We start from the raw sequence: 16,161 nt of genomic DNA, 5'->3' as shown, positions 1-16,161 counted from the left end.
GTTTTCAGATCCATTCCTTAAGCCAGACCAAAACCTAGTCGCAATCCGACTTGATAAATGAGAAGGGATACGAGATAGGCAAGCGTCAACGAATAGGCGATTGAAAAGAACGTCCATTTCCAAGAAGCCGTTTCTTTGCGAAGGACGCCCACCGTCGCAAGGCACGGGGTGTAGAGCAGAACGAAGGCCATAAAGCTGTAGGCCTGAAGCCCTGTGAAGGATGCGGCAATTTGGCCTTGCAGGCCGGTCATATCCGGCGCATGGTAGATGATGTTCATGGTCGACACCACGACCTCTTTGGCCATAAAACCGGTAATTAAAGCGGCTCCGGATTGCCAGGTGCCGAAGCCTAACGGCTGCAAGACAGACGAGAACAAACCGCCGATCGCAGCCAGGAAGCTGTCGTCCATATTATCCGCCACACCGCCCGGACCGAGGTACGTAAGCAGCCATATCAGCACCGAACCGCCAAGAATGAAGGTACCGGCTTTGCGCAGGAAGCCTTTGCCTTTCTCCCAGGTACTGCGGAACAGGGTTACGCTTTGCGGCATACGGTAAGGCGGGAGTTCTACCATAAAGAAGGAACGTTCGTTTTTAAACAGGAACAGCGAGAAGACTTTGGCCAGCACAAGCGCCAGCACGATGCCAAGCATATACAAGGAAAAGACGATCAGTCCTTGCGACTCGGCGAAAAAGATACCGGCAAACAAAGCGTAAACCGGCAGCCGCGCAGAGCAGGACATCAGCGGAATCAGCAGCATGGTCAACATCCGCTCCTTTGGCTGCTCGATGCTGCGAGAAGCCATGACGGCCGGGACGTTGCAGCCGAAGCCTAAGATAAACGGGATTAACGCTTTGCCGTTTAAGCCGACGATTTCCATCAGTTTATCCATAATGACGGTGATCCGGGCCATATAACCGGAGTCCTCGATGAAAGAGATGATCAGGAACATAATGAAAATCTGCGGGATAAATACCAACACGCCGCCGACACCGCCGATGATACCGTCGATGATTAGCGCATGCGTGAAGCTTGAAGCCCCTACATTCGTCAGCAGACTCTCCGCGCCGCCAGTCAGCGGTCCGGTAATGAAACCGTCGAGCAGGTCCGAGAGCGGGTTGCCGAGCCAGTCGAACGTGAGCTGGAAGGTAAGAAACATGAAGGCCATAAACATCGGGATACCGAGAACCGGATGGGTGACGATACGATCGATGCGTTCGGTCATCGTATGGGGTTTCTTCTGGGAGGCGTCGACCGCCTCGCTGCAGATTGCTTGAATGCGCTCGATACGGACGGTGCGGATGTGCTCTTCTACGGAAGAGTCGAACCCGTCTGCGCCCAACTGCTTCTCCGCTTCAGCCCGGATCGCCTTCAGCTTGTTCAGGTTGGTCTGAGGCGGGAGCACAGCGATCACCGCTGGATTATCTTCAAGCACCTGCAAGGCGATCCAGCGCAAGCCCGGTCGCCCTTGCTCCCAGCCGGCGGCAAGCTCCCGGGAGATGTCGCGGATGGCACGTTCGATCGCTTCGCCATAATGAATGGCAAAATGCGGGACGTCCGCCTCTCCGGGATGCTGTTGTTCAATCGCCCGCAATAGCTCTTTGCTGCCTTTCCCTGTGCGGGCGATCAGGGGGAGAACCGGAGTTCCGAGCCGGGCTGACAGCTTCTCCGGATCGACCTGAAGCCCGCTAGCTTTGGCGACATCGATCATATTTAGCCCAATGATCACCGGTTTACCATATTCGAGAAGTTGCAGCGTCAGATAAAGGTTGCGTTCCAGATTTGAGGCGTCAACGATGTTCACCAGCACCGAAGGGGACTCCACAGCCAAGTATTCCGCCGCAACGCCTTCGTCACGGGAGAGGGGGCGGAGGGTGTAGATTCCGGGCAGATCGGTCAGTTGGCCGGCTTTTCCTCGCAGTTGCCCCACCTTTTTCTCAACCGTCACGCCAGCCCAGTTGCCGACATATTCGTAGGAGCTGGTTAAGGTGTTAAAGAGCGAGGTTTTCCCGGTATTCGGGTTCCCGATCAAAGCAGCATTGTTCATGAGACCGCCACCTCGATATGTGCGGCTTCCTTCTGGCGGATGCCCAGTAGTTGACCGGCGCATTCCAAAGTGACCGGACCGCCCCAGAGGCAGTAACGCTTCACTACTACGTGAGTCCCCTCTCGAATCCCGAGATCGGCGAGGCGCCGTTTCAGGACAGGGTCCATATTTCCGATTTGCGTAATGGCACAAGAGGTTCCGGGCTTCAATCCAAGCAGGCAGCATCGACAGGTTGTCATGGGATTTTCTCTCCTTATCCTGATCAAATGGATCATTTGTAACGTCATGTATGTAAGCCGAAGACGGCTTGAAGTTCTAGTTGAACGACTGGTATTGAGAATCAATCTCAATTGAATTCAAATGTAATATATCATGCACAGGCAAACTGCACTGTGATTTACTTCATATCGATTCTATGCCGATTATGCTTCTTTAAACTACACTTCGTGATTCAAAGATGACTTTTCGAACAACCAATATAATGAAAGATCGAAAAGTCAGGTTTGAAGCACCGAGAAGGTTGGATGAAGGTAGGGATTGAGTAGCGGAGCGTAGGCGAACCTACGTGAGCAACGGAAATCCCGGCTGAATTCAAGATTCGATGCCGACAAACTTCTTGATCACCTTCGTGATTCAAAGATGACTTTTCGAACAACCTTTAGTAAGATGGATAGTAAAACGATGGAGAGGAATATGCGGGTATGAAAGCCAACCAATGCAAAATCGTCGATTGCACCATACGTGACGGAGGACTGGTGAATAACTGGGACTTCAGCGTAGAATTTGTCCAAAAATTGTACGCAGGCTTAAACGAGGCAGGCGTGGATTATATGGAAATCGGCTACAAAAACTCGCCCAAGCTGCTGAAAGGCGCTGATGAAGCCGGCCCTTGGCGGTTTCTGGACGACGATTTCCTGCGCAAGGTAATTCCTCAAAAAGGAACGACGAAACTATCCGCGCTGGTCGACATCGGTCGGGTGGATGAAAACGATATTTTACCGCGCAGCGAAAGCTTGCTCGATTTGATTCGGGTCGCTTGCTACATTAAAGATGTTGATAAGGCATTGCAATTGGTTCAATTGTTCCATGACCGAGGTTACGAGACCACCCTGAACATTATGGCGTTGTCTAATGTAATGGAGAACGAGCTGCTGGAAGCGTTCGAGATGATTAAGGAGAGCGTCGTTGACGTTGTCTACATCGTCGATTCGTACGGAAGTCTCGACTATAAAGACATGGAGTATTTGGTCAATAAGTTCAAAACTCATCTTCCGGGTAAACGCTTAGGTGTGCATACCCATAACAACATGCAGCTGGCGTTCTCCAATACGCTGGTGGCTGCCGATCACGGAGTAGAGCTGCTGGACGCTTCCGTGTACGGCATGGGGCGCGCGGCCGGCAACTGCCCAACCGAATTGCTTGTAACTCATCTGAAGAACACGAGTTACAAGTTGCGCCCTATTCTGGAAGTTTTGGAAGAACTGCTGATTCCGCTTCGTGAAAAAGAGGAGTGGGGGTATTTGATCCCTTACATGATCACCGGGACGCTTGACGAGCATCCACGCTCCGCGATGGCGCTTCGGGCATCAGAGGACAAGGATAAGGCCGTCGATTTTTACGATAAGCTGACGACGCCTGAGACGACGGTAAATCGGACAAAAAAATAAGGATATCAAGCCCGGCGCCTCGCGTCCGGGCTTCTTTTTTCATCGACAAATTTGGGGAAAAGGCAGGAAATAAGCGGAATATGTTGAATTAGTAGTTTCATGACGGAAGACAGAACTTACCTCCGGAGGTTGATACGCATTGAGGATTAGGGCAGAGGAACAAACGACAATCATCCAAGGGGTAATCGGGTTGGCGGCAATGGTCGGGGTGGTCCGGCTGTCGGCGGGGAACGATTTTCCGCCAGGAACGGACACGCTTATTCAAACGATGCATCTCCTGGCCGGTTTGATGTGCCTGGCTGTTTCGTTTGCCATATTTGCACAGGGATGGATTCTGTTCATCGACAAACTTTCCAAGCAGCGGCTATACACGGCCGTTTTATTTACAATGATCGGGATCTTGGATATTCTGTACGCCGCTTCATACGGTGACATCATGCTGCTCGGCTTTAAACCGGGTGGAAGCCTGGCGACCTGGTTTTTGGTGATCTCGCATACGCTGGGGGCGCTCGGGATGCTGCGGATTTTTGCCACAGAGGATCAGCAGGTGAACGGACGCCAGAAAATCGTCATGTTTACGGGAGCAGGCCTGTTAACCCTGGTGGGGTTATTGGGATTAAACCGGTACCAAAGCAGCCTCCCCTCGCTGTTCAATCTAGAGATTGGGCAGTTCATCCTGCGGGTTGGTATTCCGTTATTGTACATCATCGCCGCTATAGCGGTCCTATACCGGCATCGATCAGAGCGTCCGCCGGCAATTATGACGGTAACCCGAGCGCTGTTGTTCATGGCGATGGGGCATGTTCTTCTGACCTCCCCACCGGGGCAGGGTGGAGATTTGGCGCAGGCAGCGGGCCAATGGTTTATGAGCATTTCTTATTATTTCGTCCTTAAAGGCGTCTACCGGCTGACGATTGAAGAGCCGATGCGCGGCAAGCAGCTGGCGGAAGCCCAAATGAAGCATATGGCTTACCACGATGATTTAACCGGTCTGCCGAACCTGCGGCAAATGAAAGAGCAGTTGGGCGAATTGCTTGCGTTTTCTCAAGCTTGTACCGGCGTTGCGGTGATTAATATTGACCGGTTTAAGGCGATTAACGATTCCTTGGGCTACAGTGCGGGAGATAAGCTGTTGACCGAGCTGGGAAGTCGATTGTCGGCGCTAGGGGGAACGCAGCGGCGAGTGTACCGGATGGGCGAAGACGAATTTGCCGTGATCTTTCCAGAACTGCCGGATGATGCGGCGGCCGAGGAGCGGGCCAAGGAGCTGTTAGCTTCTGTAGATCCGGCGGTGCTGATCGATGATACTGAATATCATATTTCACTAAGCATGGGCTTGTCCGTATTCCCGGATGACGGGGATTCGGTGAACCAGATGATTCAATATGCGGATATGGCAGTTCATCATGCCAAGGAACAAGGCGTGGACTTTATGCGGTATCATGCGGCCATGAAGCAACGTACCCAATCCAAGGTGGAATTGGAGAACGATATGCGTAAGGCGCTGGAGCGAGAAGAGTTCTTCCTGGAGTTTCAGCCGCAGATCAGTTTGAATACAGGCAAAATGGTCGGGATGGAGGCGCTGGTCCGTTGGAACCATCCGAAGCGGGGGCTTTTGCCGCCAAGCGAATTCATACCGCTAGCCGAGGAGAGTGGCCTCATCGTTCCGCTCGGAGAATGGGTGCTGAAAACGGCTTGTCTGCACAATAAAAAATGGCAGTTGGACGGCTTTGAACCGGTTTGCGTATCCGTCAACTTATCGATGCGACAGTTCCGGCAATATAATTTGGCTGAGCACGTGGACGCGATATTACGCGAGGTCGGGTTGGACCCTCGTTACCTGGAGCTTGAAGTAACGGAAAGTATGACGTACGATATTGAAACCGCCCTGGATCAGCTTCATCGCTTGAAGCGTTTGGGAATACATATCAGTATCGATGATTTTGGCACAGGCTATAGTTCCCTTTATTATTTGAAAAGCCTGCCGATCGACCGCTTGAAAATCGATCGTGCCTTCGTAAAAGAAGTCATGTACGACGGGAATGACGCGGCCATCGTCTCCACCATTACCACCATGGCTCATCACTTAAAGCTGAAAGTGACGGCTGAAGGCGTCGAGAACGAGGAGCAGCTGGAGTTCCTCAAGCTCCAGCGATGCCACGAAGGACAAGGATATCTGTTTAGCAAGCCGGTACCTGCCGGTGTGCTGGAAAGCGAGTTCCTTAGCCGGCTTGCCGGCTAAGGTTTTTTTATCTTGTAGGGCTTCGCGGATATAGATTCCTCAGAAGGTTTCCAGGAATTCCCGCTTGCTTCGCCTCCCGAAACGTGGTATATTAATTTTTGCCTTCCCAAAAGGGGCCTGCATTTACATCGGGACGTAGCTCAGCTTGGTAGAGCACCTGGTTTGGGACCAGGGGGTCGCATGTTCGAATCGTGTCGTCCCGATCTTTCATGATTCTTAATCTATAGCAGGTCATATGCGGGTGTAGTTCAATGGTAGAACTCCAGCCTTCCAAGCTGGTAGCGTGGGTTCGATTCCCATCACCCGCTCCATAATGAAGAAGTCGAAATCCTTACTCTGGTAAGGATTTTTTTGCGTATTAAAGAAGAAATAGAGGTCCCTCAAAATTTAAATACACAATTTTTAATATATGTGATTTAAATCACATATATAGTGAAAAAAATCACATATAATAAAGACATCAAAGATGATCATCCGAAAAACAAAATCGAACGACAAACCAAAGGAGTGGGAATCATGTTTAACAATTTCCTTAGAACAAACAAAGTGGCAATGTGGCTCTTGACCGTCATCCGCGTTTACCTCGGCTATCAATGGATCGAAGCCGGCTATCATAAACTGACCGGCGGCTTCGACGCCGCAGGCTTCCTGACCGGAGCGATTGCGAACAGCACCGGTGACCATCCCGCCGTGCAAGGCTGGTGGGCGACCTTCCTGCAACACTTCGCCCTGCCGAACGTCGACCTCTTCAACGTGATGGTGCCTTACGGCGAATTCCTGGTCGGCATCGGGCTCATTCTCGGTACCTTTACCACCTTCGCCGCGTTGATGGGCTTCGTGATGAACGCCGCGTTCCTCTTCTCGGGTACGGTAAGCACCAACGCGCAAATGTTGATTCTTGAAGTACTGGTCCTCGTCGCCGCCGCCAACGCCGGCAAAATCGGCCTCGACACCTACGTACTTCCTTACCTCCGCAAGCTGTTCCATAAGAAAGACGATGCCGGTACGCAAACCCCGACGCCTAAACAACCGCTGAACGTAAAACGTACGGCGTAACGAACAGTAACCAATCAGAAGGGCTCTCCTTGAGAGCTCTTCTTTTTGTTAATATGACATTGATATGTCTCATTTCTCGGGTATACTGATTTCAAAGGAGAGGGTACACGTGCAGATGAACCGGCTGTTCCAGATCGTATATTTGTTGCTGGAGCGCAAAACGATGACCGCCGCCGAACTGGCGCAGCGGTTCGAAGTATCCACCCGTACGATCTACCGCGACATCGATACGTTAAGCGGTGCGGGCATCCCCGTATACGCCAGCAAAGGAAAAGGCGGAGGAATCGGCTTGCTGCCCGACTTTGTGCTAAATAAATCGCTGCTGTCCGAAGACGAACAGAAGGAAATCCTGTTTGGTCTGCAGAGCCTGGAAGCGACGAACGCCCTGCAAACGAGCCAGGTGTTGTCCAAATTGAGCACTCTTTTTCGAAAGGACGAGGTCCATTGGATCGACGTCGATTTCTCCGGCTGGAACAGTGGGGAGGTGGAGCGCAGCAAATTTGGACAGTTGAAGACGGCCATTCTGGAGCAGAGGGTTGTGAAATTCGTTTACTATAGCTCTTACGGCAAGCGGACGGAGCGGCAAGTCGAGCCGATGAAGCTGCAGTTTAAGAACCGCTCGTGGTATTTGCAGTGCTATTGCCTGCAGAGCCGGGAATTACGCACGTTTAAAATCAGCCGGATTGAGGAGCTTGAGACCACCGATAGGTTGTATGAACTCCGGCGGGATATTCAACTAATGCCTGTGGATATCGCCGCGTCGGACGATCATTTCACCTATGTCGACCTTGAGCTCTTGTTTCCGCCGCATCTAGCATACAGAATCTTTGATGAGTTTGAGCGGACCCGCATTCGCAAGCAGGAGGACGGCCATTACCTCGTTACGGCCAGCTACCCGGAGGATGATTGGGTATATGGCTATCTGCTGTCTTTTGGCGAGGACGTTAAAGTCCTCTCACCGTCACATATCCGGGATATTTTAGGAAGCAAAGCAAAGAAAATAGCCGAAATGTATTCCGATCCTTCTTAATATGACAGACAGATGTCAAATTCACCTTGCTACAATGAGGGCATCTTAAGAAGGAGGGATTGATTATGAATATGAATCAGATGGGGAACGAAACGTTCTGCCAAAGCTGCGGGATGCCGCTCTCGAACGAAGAATTGCTGGGAACAAACGGGGATGGCAGCAAACATCAGGAGTATTGCGTTTATTGCTATGACGGTGGACAGTTTACGAGTGAGGTCACGATGGAGGAAATGATAGAGCAATGCTTGAAGTATGGCGGGGATTCCGGCATGTTTGCGGATAAAGCCAAGGCTAAGGAGACGATGTTGGCTTGGTTCCCGACGCTGAAGCGCTGGAAGCAAGACTAGGATGGAGCGTGGGATCATGGTAGATAAGCTGGATTTCAAAAAGAAATACAAGGACCTGTATCTACCGGGGACAGATCCGGTTTTGGTTGAGGTGCCGCCGATGCGGTTCCTCATGGTGGACGGTAAAGGTGATCCCGATGGAGAGAGCTATCCATTGGCTGTGCAGAAGTTATACACCTTATCGTATGGAATCAAAATGAGCAAAATGGGAGAAGACAAGCCGACCGGTTACTTCGAATATGTCGTTCCTCCGCTGGAGGGATTATGGGATTCGGAAGAGGTCGGGTTTGATCCGAATCGGGACAAGTGGGTTTGGACCTCGATGATCCGGCAGCCCGATTTTGTTACTGAGGAACTGCTGGACCGGGTGAAGGAACGGACGGCAAAGAAGAAACCCGAGCTCGATTTGAATGACGTAAGATTAGCCGTCTTCGAGGAGGGGCTTTGCGTCCAAATGATGCATATCGGCCCTTTTAAGACCGAACCGGAATCGGTGGCCCGGATGACTTCGTTTCTTGAGGCGAATGGTTTAACCGAGAATTTCAATGTCCTTCGCAAACATCACGAAATCTATTTGTCGGACCCGCGCAAAACCGCGCCGGAGAAGCTGAAAACCGTGCTGAGGCATCCGGTAAAGCGGCTATAGCTTTATCGCCGCCTTGCCTATTCAGTTTGGCCCGGGAGGATGGTTTTCACCCGGCCCACCTGACCGTCCTGCAACCGGACCTTGATGCCATGCGGATGGGTAGCGGAATTGGTCAGGATATCCTTGACCACGCCGCGGGTCAGCTTGCCGGTGGGCTGATCTTTTTTTAATACGATGTCCACGGTGAGTCCAGGCGCGATGTTCTTTCGTTCGTTGCCGTTCATAGGTGTGTTCCTCCTTGGCGTTTAGGTTGATGATCCAAATAACCTCTTTAAGATACCATAATTTCACGGCAGCTTGCCAACGGCAGCCGGTTTAGCATATAATAGCAGATAATTATGACATGAAATGCGTTGATGAAGAAGAGTAAGCAGAGAACCGACCAACAGGGAAGGGACGCCAAAGATTGAGAGCGTCGCTAGGGAGACGGTGCTGCTGAAGTTCGCTTCGGAGCAGTTCCTTGAACTGTCGCTGCAAACGGTAACGCCGCAAGGTTTATCGGGCTGGTCGGCACATTAGGGGATACCGGTTACGAGCCGTTATTTCGTTCAAGTGAGAGCGGCGTACAATCTATGTGCCTTGAAGCTGAGGAAGGTTATGCGGCGCGCTAACAAGGGTGGTACCACGGTCTTTTCGTCCCTTACGGGAGAGAAGGCCTTTTTATTTTGTCTTATAGAGGTTGTTCAAAAAGTCATCTTTTGATCACGAAGCAGGTCAAGAAGCGGATTCGACGTCGAATCTTGAATTCAGCCGGGCCTTCCGGTGCTCACGTACCCAAATCGTACGCTCCGCTCCTCAGACCCTAGCTTCATCCAACCTTCTCGGTGCTGAAAACTTGACTTTGAACTCGTACTACAAAACGTTTAGGAGGAGCTATTCATGAAAGAACGTCTTGAAGCACTTAAAGCAGAGGCGCTCAAAGAGCTGGCGGGAACAACGGACGCTGGGCATTTGAACGACCTGCGGGTCAAATATTTGGGCAAAAAGGGTGCGTTGACCGAAATTCTGCGCGGGATGGGAACTTTAAGCGCGGAGGAGCGTCCGGTGATCGGCCAAGTAGGTAATGAGGTAAGAGGCGCCATCGAAGCGGTGATCGAAGAGAAGCAGTCCTTCTTCCAGCGTCAAGAGACCGAAGCGCGGCTGGCTGCCGAGAAAGTGGACGTAACGCTGCCCGGCCGTCCGCTCAAGCAAGGGAGCATTCATCCACTCAACCAGGTGATCCAGGAGATCGAGGATATTTTCATCGGCATGGGTTATCGGATTGCGGAAGGTCCCGAGGTGGAAACCGACTACCACAATTTCGAAGCGCTGAATTTGCCGAAGGACCATCCGGCCCGCGATATGCAGGACTCTTTCTACCTAACAGAGGAGCTGTTGATGCGCACGCAAACGTCACCGGTGCAGGTACGGACGATGGAAGCGATGCAAGGCGAGGTGCCGGTCAAGATTATTTGCCCGGGACGCGTATTCCGGCGGGACGACGACGATGCGACCCACTCGTTCCAGTTCCATCAAATCGAAGGGCTGGTTGTTGGGAAAAGAATCCGGATGAGCGACCTGAAGGGTACCTTATTGGAGTTCACACGCAAAATGTTCGGACCAAACACACAAATCCGTCTGCGTCCAAGCTTCTTCCCGTTCACCGAGCCAAGCGTCGAAGTTGACGTGACATGCATGAAATGCGGCGGCGACGGCTGCCGGGTGTGCAAACAGTCCGGCTGGCTGGAGATTCTCGGCAGCGGGATGGTGCATCCGCGCGTGCTGGAGATGAGCGGCTACGATCCCGAGGAATACAGCGGCTTCGCGTTTGGAATGGGCGTGGAACGGATCGCCATGCTGAAGTACGGCGTCGACGATATCCGCTACTTCTACAATAACGATCTGCGTTTCCTGCAGCAGTTTGCCAGAGTTTAATTTATCGTAAAGAGGGAAGGGAACTGACAATGAAAGTATCAACCGAATGGTTGTCCGACTATATTTCCCTGGACGGGGTTAACATTGAAGAGCTGGCTGAGCAAATCACCCGTTCCGGGATCGAAATCGATTCGATCGAGAACCGCAATCAAGGCGTCACCAATGTCGTGGTTGGTTTTGTGAAGAGCAAAGAGAAGCATCCTGATGCCGACAAGCTGAACATTTGCCTTGTCGACGCCGGGCAGGAGGAAGAGCTGCAAATCGTTTGCGGCGCGAAGAACGTAGCCGCTGGCCAGAAGGTCCCCGTAGCCCTGGTTGGCGCGAAGCTGCCGGGCGGGCTGGAAATCAAGAAAGCCAAGCTGCGCGGCGTCTTGTCGCAAGGGATGATCTGTTCGGCCAAGGAGCTAGGTATGAACGACAAGCTGTTGCCGAAGGAACAGCAGGAGGGCATTCTCGTGTTGCCCGAGGACGCGGAGATCGGCGCACCGATCGCTGGCCTGCTGGGTTTGGACGACAAGGTGCTGGACTTTGACCTCACGCCGAACCGTTCCGACTGCTTGAGCATGCTCGGGGCCGCTTATGAAGTTGGGGCGATTTTGAGCCGCGACGTGAAGCTGCCGCAGCCGGAGCTTGCTGGCTCAGGCGAATCGGCCAAGGAGCGGATTCAAGTGAAGATTGACGCGCCTGAACTGTGCAGTCGTTATGCGGTGCGCTACATCGCTGGCGTGAAGATCGGCCCTTCGCCGCTTTGGATGCAAAATCGGCTGATGGCGGCGGGGATTCGTCCGATCAGCAACATCGTCGACATCACGAACTACGTGATGCTCGAGTATGGGCAACCGCTGCACGCGTTCGATGCCGACAAGATTGCGGGCGGTACGCTCGGTGTGCGCCAGGCTAAAGCCGGCGAGAAGCTGGTGACGCTGGACGGCCAGGAGCGCGAGTTGGAAGCAGGCGCCTTGTTGATCGTAGACGGTGAGGATCGTCCGGTTGCTTTGGCCGGCGTGATGGGCGGACTGGATACGGAAGTGACGGATCAAACGGTCAATATCGTGCTGGAATCGGCGAAATTCGCCGGTGGGAGCGTCCGCAGAACATCGCGGATATTGGGGCTTCGCTCGGAGGCTTCGCAGCGATTCGAGAAAGAGGTGGATCCGGCGGCCGTTCTCCCGGCACTGGATCGTGCGGCTGCGCTGATGGCTGCCCATGCCGGAGGCCATGTGGCCCAAGGGATCGTGGAAGTCGTTCGTCGCGAGCCAGAAGAGAAGGTCATCGCCCTATCCCTTGCAAAGCTGAACGATTACCTGGGCACGAGCATCTCCTCGCTGGAAGCCAAAGCCATTTTGACCCGACTTCGCTTCGAAAGCGCAGGCTCCGAAGAGGTGATCGAGGTTCGCGTGCCGACACGCCGCGGCGATATTACGCGCGACGTTGATTTGATCGAAGAGGTGGCTCGGCTGTACGGCTACGACATCATTCCGACGACGATGATCGAAGGAGTCACAACGGTCGGCGGCTATACGAAGCCGCAGGCGTTGCGCCGTACCATTCGCGGTCTGCTCGGACATGGCGGATGGCAGGAAGTGATGGGCTACTCCTTCATCCGTGAAGGTGCGAGCGCGAGCTTCCCGCAACTAGGTGAAGGGGATCGGGAAATCCGATTGGCCATGCCGATGAGCGAGGACCGCAGCGTGCTGCGCGGCAGCCTCCTTCCGGGGATGATCGACATCGCTGTCTATAATCGCAACCGCAAGCAGGACAATCTGGCGTTGTTTGAAATCGGCGGTGTTTTTCGGACTTCGGAAGAGAAACTGACCCAACAGCCAAGCGAGCTACCTGTGCTTTCTTTGCTGCTGACAGGCGATCGGGCGGAGAAACGCTGGAATGCACCGGCGGAGAAAGTCGATTTCTTTGACCTCAAAGGCACGCTGGAGAGCCTGCTCCAATACCTCGGCTTAGCTGATCGAGTTTCGTTTGAAGCGGATCGGCCGCAAGGCTACCATCCGGGTCGATCGGCTTCGGTCTTCTTGAACGGGACAGCCGGGAAGGAGCTTATCGGGACGCTGGGTCAGCTTCATCCGGAGCTGCAGCGTGAGATGGATCTCGATGATACCTATGTTGCCGAGCTCCGGCTTGAACCGCTGTATCGTTACGCCGGTGAAGCTTACGTCTACCAAGAACTGCCGCGTTATCCGGCAATGCAGCGCGACATCGCCGTCGTCGTCGGCTCTGAAGTGGAATCGGGCTCGTTGATCGGGGTGATCCGCGAAACGGCGGGCGAGCTGCTGGAGTCGGTGGAGGTATTCGATGTGTTTACCGGATCCAAATTAGGCGAAGGAAAGAAGAGCGTGGCTTTATCGCTCGTGTATCGTCACATGGAACGGACGCTGACGGACGAAGAAGTGGCTGCGGTTCACGACCGGGTGGTCGATGGATTGTCGCAAACTTTTGCGGCTGAGCTTAGAAAATAGCAGGAATTACGCGAAGTCACATCGAATCATTTGAAAGACGACCGATTCGATGTGACTTTCGTGTAATTTTCAGCATCTTAGAGACGACACACAGGACCGAAGGAGGCACATAGCGTTGAATAACCAAGGCCGAATTAGCGTAAACGTGGAAATCTACGGAACTTCCTATAAAATCGTCGGCAGCAGCTCGGAGTATATGAAACAGGTGGCGCGCCGCGTGGATGAACATATGCGCAGCATCTCCCAGGCCTACCCCCATTTGGACACGCCGCGGCTAGCCGTACTGGCGGCCGTGCGCATGGCCGAGGAAGCGATCCGGGTGGACCAGCTGCAGAACGATTTGCAGAACGCCAAACAGGAAAAAACGGTACTGCTTCAGGAAAATTCCGTCCTGCAGGATTTACATGCGAAACAGGAAAACATGTATAAGGCATTACAGGAGGAACAGCAACAGCTAAAGAACGAAAAACGCGAGCTTGCTGGACAAACGGAAAAGCTGGAAGCCTCTTTGCTGGGGCAGGAGGAAGAATCCCGCAAGCTGCGTACCCGGTTGCAGGAGCTGGAGCGCCAATTGACGGAGCAGCGTGGCAGCAACTCGCAGCTCCAGACCAAACTGCGCCAGGTCGAGCAACAGACGGCGAAGGAGAAGGAGGAAGCCGCTAAGCTGCAGAAGCAGGTGAGCGAGTTGCAGCGGCGGGAGCAAGACGCCAAGGCGGCCGAGCAGCGGGCGCTGCAGCAAAGCGGCAAACTTCAGGAGCAGACGAAGCAGCTTCAGGGTTCGCTCCAGACCGCGGAAGCGGAGACGAAGCAGCTGCAGCAGAAGCTGCAGGAAGCCAAGGAGCGGGAGGACAAGCTCCGGACCGAGGTATCTGCGGCGCAGCAGAACGAGAAGTCTTGGCAGAAGCTGGCCGAGAAACGCAACGAGGAATTAAGCCGCGTGGAAATCAGCTTGCTCGAGGCCGCCGACAAGAGCGAACGGCTCGCCGAGCAGCAGGCAGCCGAAGCAAGCCGGCTGGAGGAAGCAAGAGGCGAGCTGCAGGCCGAGCGGGACCGGGCCAACGCATTGGCCGCTGAGCTGGATTCATTGCGTTCCCGATTGGAGCGGGCCTCCGATGAGCGGGAACAAGCCCGTCTTGCGGTAGAGACCGCCGGAGAAGAGAAGTGGCAGCTGGAGCAAGAACGGGACGAGTTGAATCTGCGATTGCAGGAGCTCGAAGACGGTCGCAAGACAGTTGATAAGCTGGAAGCCGAGCTGGATCGCTACCGCGAGGCAGCGGAGAAGCGGGAACAGGAGTGGCGGAAGCAGTGGGCTTCAGCCGAACGCGAGCTCAGCTCCTGGCGGGAGAAGGAGGCCGAGCTGCAGCGGCAGCTGGAAGAATGGCAACAGGAAAGCGCGGCCGGCAGCGAACGAGTAATGACGATGGCCGGCGATGTTGAGGCCATCGAGGAAGATAAACGCCGATTAGCGGAGCAACTGCAGGAGGTCACGGACAGCTATGAGCTGATTTCCCATCAGTTCCGTCTCCTACAGCTCGAACGGGAGAAAGAGCAGGAGCAGCAGGCTGAGCGGGACGAGGAATATCGACGCCTGAAGGACGATTATGCGAAGCTCCAATCGGAATATAACGAATGGATTGAATTGCTTGAACAGGATCCATCGTAAACATGGTTCAAGGATCGCTTCATGCACAAGAGCCCCCGGCAGGCGCCGAGGGCTCTTGTTGCTTGAGTGATTCGCTTATTCGACGATAATTTTAGAAATCATGCCGCTGTGGCCGGAGCCGCACATCACGGAGCAGGACATTTCGAATTCGCCCGTTTCGGTGGGGACGATCACGGCGGAGTCGTTCTTGCGGTCGAGCTGCACCTTCAGGCCCGGAATGAGGACACCATGATTGCCTGAGGCATTCTTAAAGACGATTTTAACCGGAACATCTTTCTTTAAATGGTATTCGGTTTGATCAAATTGATAATTGCTGGCTTCGATGACCAATTCGGCTTCCGGTTTGAGATTACTTTCGGCAGCAGACCCGCCGGACTCCGTCGCATTCCCGCTGCTGCAAGCGGTAACAAGAAGCAATAATACGGAACTTGCGACGATGGCTATGCTTTTTTTCACAATCATCCCTCGCGATACAGTATATTTGTGACAATTTTAAGAATATCATACCGTATTTTGCGGAGGGCGGAATGCCCAAGGTTTGAAGAATTGTTGAACTTCCGCAAGAACAGTTGTCGTGAGCAACCCGCCGTCAGATGGTTTCGTGTCCGTGTCAATGAGAAAGAGACCGTTCCTCCGCAGGGTTGTATCTGCGAAAGAAAGGCCTCTTGCCTGGAGCACCGCCATTAACGGTTAGCTTTGTCTTTACCTGCGTCAAAGGGTGTTGCCACAGGGATGAACAGGTCGATAATCCCGATCACCAATGCGGCAAGCAAAGCGCCGATAACGGACACGGATACGCCGGAAATGATGAACTGGGCGAGCCAGATCACGAGCGCACTCGTAAGGAAACCGACAATTCCGCGCCCGAACGGGGTAACCCTCGTTCCGAAAATGCCCTCAATGGCCCAGCCTAACAGGGCGATGACCAAGGCGAGCAGCAAAGCGCTGCCGAATCCGCCGACGCTGAATTGCGGTACAAGCCACCCCACAACCAGCAGAACCAGGGCGGAGACGATGAATCGCACGACGTGTCCCAGAAAATGCATGGTACATAGCCTCCTTTTAGAAGTAAGTACG

The 16,161-nt window shown here is 53.4% G+C and carries 14 protein-coding genes and 2 tRNA genes; 11 read left to right on the top strand and 5 right to left on the bottom strand.

Annotated elements, in window-relative coordinates; all coding sequences use genetic code 11:
* Positions 1–17: 17 nt before the first annotated feature.
* Together feoB and KJS42_RS04140 are read right to left on the bottom strand one after the other, a co-directional pair.
* Entirely contained in the window at positions 18–2,048 is a 2,031-nt protein-coding gene (gene feoB, locus KJS42_RS04145) for a ferrous iron transport protein B (RefSeq protein WP_213622019.1), read from the bottom strand.
* Entirely contained in the window at positions 2,045–2,287 is a 243-nt protein-coding gene (locus KJS42_RS04140) for a FeoA family protein (RefSeq protein ID WP_155607517.1), read from the bottom strand. The genes feoB and KJS42_RS04140 overlap by 4 nt, the downstream gene beginning before the upstream one ends.
* 462 nt (positions 2,288–2,749) lie before the next feature.
* Here KJS42_RS04140 and KJS42_RS04135 point away from each other — a divergent pair, with 462 nt between their 5' ends.
* The 8 genes from KJS42_RS04135 (at position 2,750) to KJS42_RS04100 (ending at position 9,036) form a co-directional block, all read left to right on the top strand.
* The gene (locus KJS42_RS04135; protein WP_155607516.1) at positions 2,750–3,715 is read left to right on the top strand and encodes an aldolase catalytic domain-containing protein; all 966 of its coding nucleotides are present in this window, start codon (positions 2,750–2,752) and stop codon (positions 3,713–3,715) included.
* Positions 3,716–3,854: 139 nt separating this feature from the next.
* Positions 3,855–5,957 carry a putative bifunctional diguanylate cyclase/phosphodiesterase gene (locus KJS42_RS04130; RefSeq protein ID WP_213622018.1) on the top strand — a complete coding sequence of 701 codons (2,103 nt, stop codon included), beginning with the start codon at positions 3,855–3,857 and terminating at the stop codon, positions 5,955–5,957.
* Positions 5,958–6,086: 129 nt separating this feature from the next.
* Positions 6,087–6,160: transfer RNA gene (locus KJS42_RS04125), tRNA-Pro, on the top strand.
* 34 nt (positions 6,161–6,194) lie between these two features.
* Positions 6,195–6,268: transfer RNA gene (locus tag KJS42_RS04120), tRNA-Gly, on the top strand.
* A 205-nt stretch (positions 6,269–6,473) separates the two neighbouring features.
* Complete coding sequence (locus KJS42_RS04115) at positions 6,474–7,013, top strand: DoxX family protein (protein WP_213622017.1); 540 nt, start codon at positions 6,474–6,476, stop codon at positions 7,011–7,013.
* Between the two features lie 115 nt (positions 7,014–7,128).
* Positions 7,129–8,043: a helix-turn-helix transcriptional regulator gene (locus KJS42_RS04110; RefSeq protein WP_239484053.1), complete on the top strand. Its 915-nt coding sequence runs from the start codon at positions 7,129–7,131 to the stop codon at positions 8,041–8,043.
* A gap of 65 nt (positions 8,044–8,108) precedes the next feature.
* Positions 8,109–8,390, top strand: coding sequence for a zinc ribbon domain-containing protein (locus KJS42_RS04105; RefSeq protein ID WP_239484046.1), 282 nt, complete (start codon positions 8,109–8,111; stop codon positions 8,388–8,390).
* Positions 8,391–8,403: 13 nt separating this feature from the next.
* Complete coding sequence (locus KJS42_RS04100; protein ID WP_213622122.1) at positions 8,404–9,036, top strand: GyrI-like domain-containing protein; 633 nt, start codon at positions 8,404–8,406, stop codon at positions 9,034–9,036.
* Between the two features lie 17 nt (positions 9,037–9,053).
* Here the strand turns inward: KJS42_RS04100 and KJS42_RS04095 are convergent, their stop codons facing one another.
* Positions 9,054–9,260 (bottom strand): YwbE family protein, encoded by a 207-nt coding sequence (locus KJS42_RS04095; RefSeq protein ID WP_155607054.1) that lies wholly within the window; start codon positions 9,258–9,260, stop codon positions 9,054–9,056.
* Positions 9,261–9,915: 655 nt separating this feature from the next.
* Between KJS42_RS04095 and pheS the strand changes: the two genes are divergently transcribed.
* The 3 genes from pheS (at position 9,916) to zapA (ending at position 15,084) form a co-directional block, all read left to right on the top strand.
* Complete coding sequence (gene pheS, locus KJS42_RS04090) at positions 9,916–10,950, top strand: phenylalanine--tRNA ligase subunit alpha (RefSeq protein WP_213622016.1); 1,035 nt, start codon at positions 9,916–9,918, stop codon at positions 10,948–10,950.
* Positions 10,951–10,979: 29 nt separating this feature from the next.
* Positions 10,980–13,421 carry a phenylalanine--tRNA ligase subunit beta gene (gene pheT / locus KJS42_RS04085; protein ID WP_213622015.1) on the top strand — a complete coding sequence of 814 codons (2,442 nt, stop codon included), beginning with the start codon at positions 10,980–10,982 and terminating at the stop codon, positions 13,419–13,421.
* Positions 13,422–13,536: 115 nt separating this feature from the next.
* Entirely contained in the window at positions 13,537–15,084 is a 1,548-nt protein-coding gene (zapA, locus tag KJS42_RS04080) for a cell division protein ZapA (protein ID WP_213622014.1), read from the top strand.
* Between the two features lie 75 nt (positions 15,085–15,159).
* On the opposite strand, the gene KJS42_RS04075 is transcribed toward zapA, so the two are convergent.
* Positions 15,160–15,546: a cupredoxin domain-containing protein gene (locus KJS42_RS04075; RefSeq protein ID WP_155607058.1), complete on the bottom strand. Its 387-nt coding sequence runs from the start codon at positions 15,544–15,546 to the stop codon at positions 15,160–15,162.
* A gap of 221 nt (positions 15,547–15,767) precedes the next feature.
* Positions 15,768–16,130, bottom strand: coding sequence for a phage holin family protein (locus KJS42_RS04070; RefSeq protein ID WP_155607059.1), 363 nt, complete (start codon positions 16,128–16,130; stop codon positions 15,768–15,770).
* Between the last annotated feature and the right edge of the window lie 31 nt (positions 16,131–16,161).

Source organism: Paenibacillus sp. J53TS2, from assembly GCF_018403305.1.
Classification (GTDB): Bacteria; Bacillota; Bacilli; order Paenibacillales; family Paenibacillaceae; genus Fontibacillus; species Fontibacillus rhizolycopersici.
Note: the sequence above shows the minus strand (reverse complement) of the source record. Positions and strands in the feature narration are given on the sequence as shown.

What these genes read in the sequence shown, in the direction of transcription:
- feoB (WP_213622019.1), bottom strand. Translation starts at nt 2,048, where the DNA reads ATGAACAATGCTGCTTTGATCGGGAACCCGAATACCGGGAAAACCTCG.
- KJS42_RS04140 (WP_155607517.1), bottom strand. Translation starts at nt 2,287, where the DNA reads ATGACAACCTGTCGATGCTGCCTGCTTGGATTGAAGCCCGGAACCTCT.
- KJS42_RS04135 (WP_155607516.1), top strand. Translation starts at nt 2,750, where the DNA reads ATGAAAGCCAACCAATGCAAAATCGTCGATTGCACCATACGTGACGGA.
- KJS42_RS04115 (WP_213622017.1), top strand. Translation starts at nt 6,474, where the DNA reads ATGTTTAACAATTTCCTTAGAACAAACAAAGTGGCAATGTGGCTCTTG.
- KJS42_RS04110 (WP_239484053.1), top strand. Translation starts at nt 7,129, where the DNA reads ATGAACCGGCTGTTCCAGATCGTATATTTGTTGCTGGAGCGCAAAACG.
- KJS42_RS04105 (WP_239484046.1), top strand. Translation starts at nt 8,109, where the DNA reads ATGAATATGAATCAGATGGGGAACGAAACGTTCTGCCAAAGCTGCGGG.
- KJS42_RS04095 (WP_155607054.1), bottom strand. Translation starts at nt 9,260, where the DNA reads ATGAACGGCAACGAACGAAAGAACATCGCGCCTGGACTCACCGTGGAC.
- pheS (WP_213622016.1), top strand. Translation starts at nt 9,916, where the DNA reads ATGAAAGAACGTCTTGAAGCACTTAAAGCAGAGGCGCTCAAAGAGCTG.
- pheT (WP_213622015.1), top strand. Translation starts at nt 10,980, where the DNA reads ATGAAAGTATCAACCGAATGGTTGTCCGACTATATTTCCCTGGACGGG.
- KJS42_RS04075 (WP_155607058.1), bottom strand. Translation starts at nt 15,546, where the DNA reads ATGATTGTGAAAAAAAGCATAGCCATCGTCGCAAGTTCCGTATTATTG.
- KJS42_RS04070 (WP_155607059.1), bottom strand. Translation starts at nt 16,130, where the DNA reads ATGCATTTTCTGGGACACGTCGTGCGATTCATCGTCTCCGCCCTGGTT.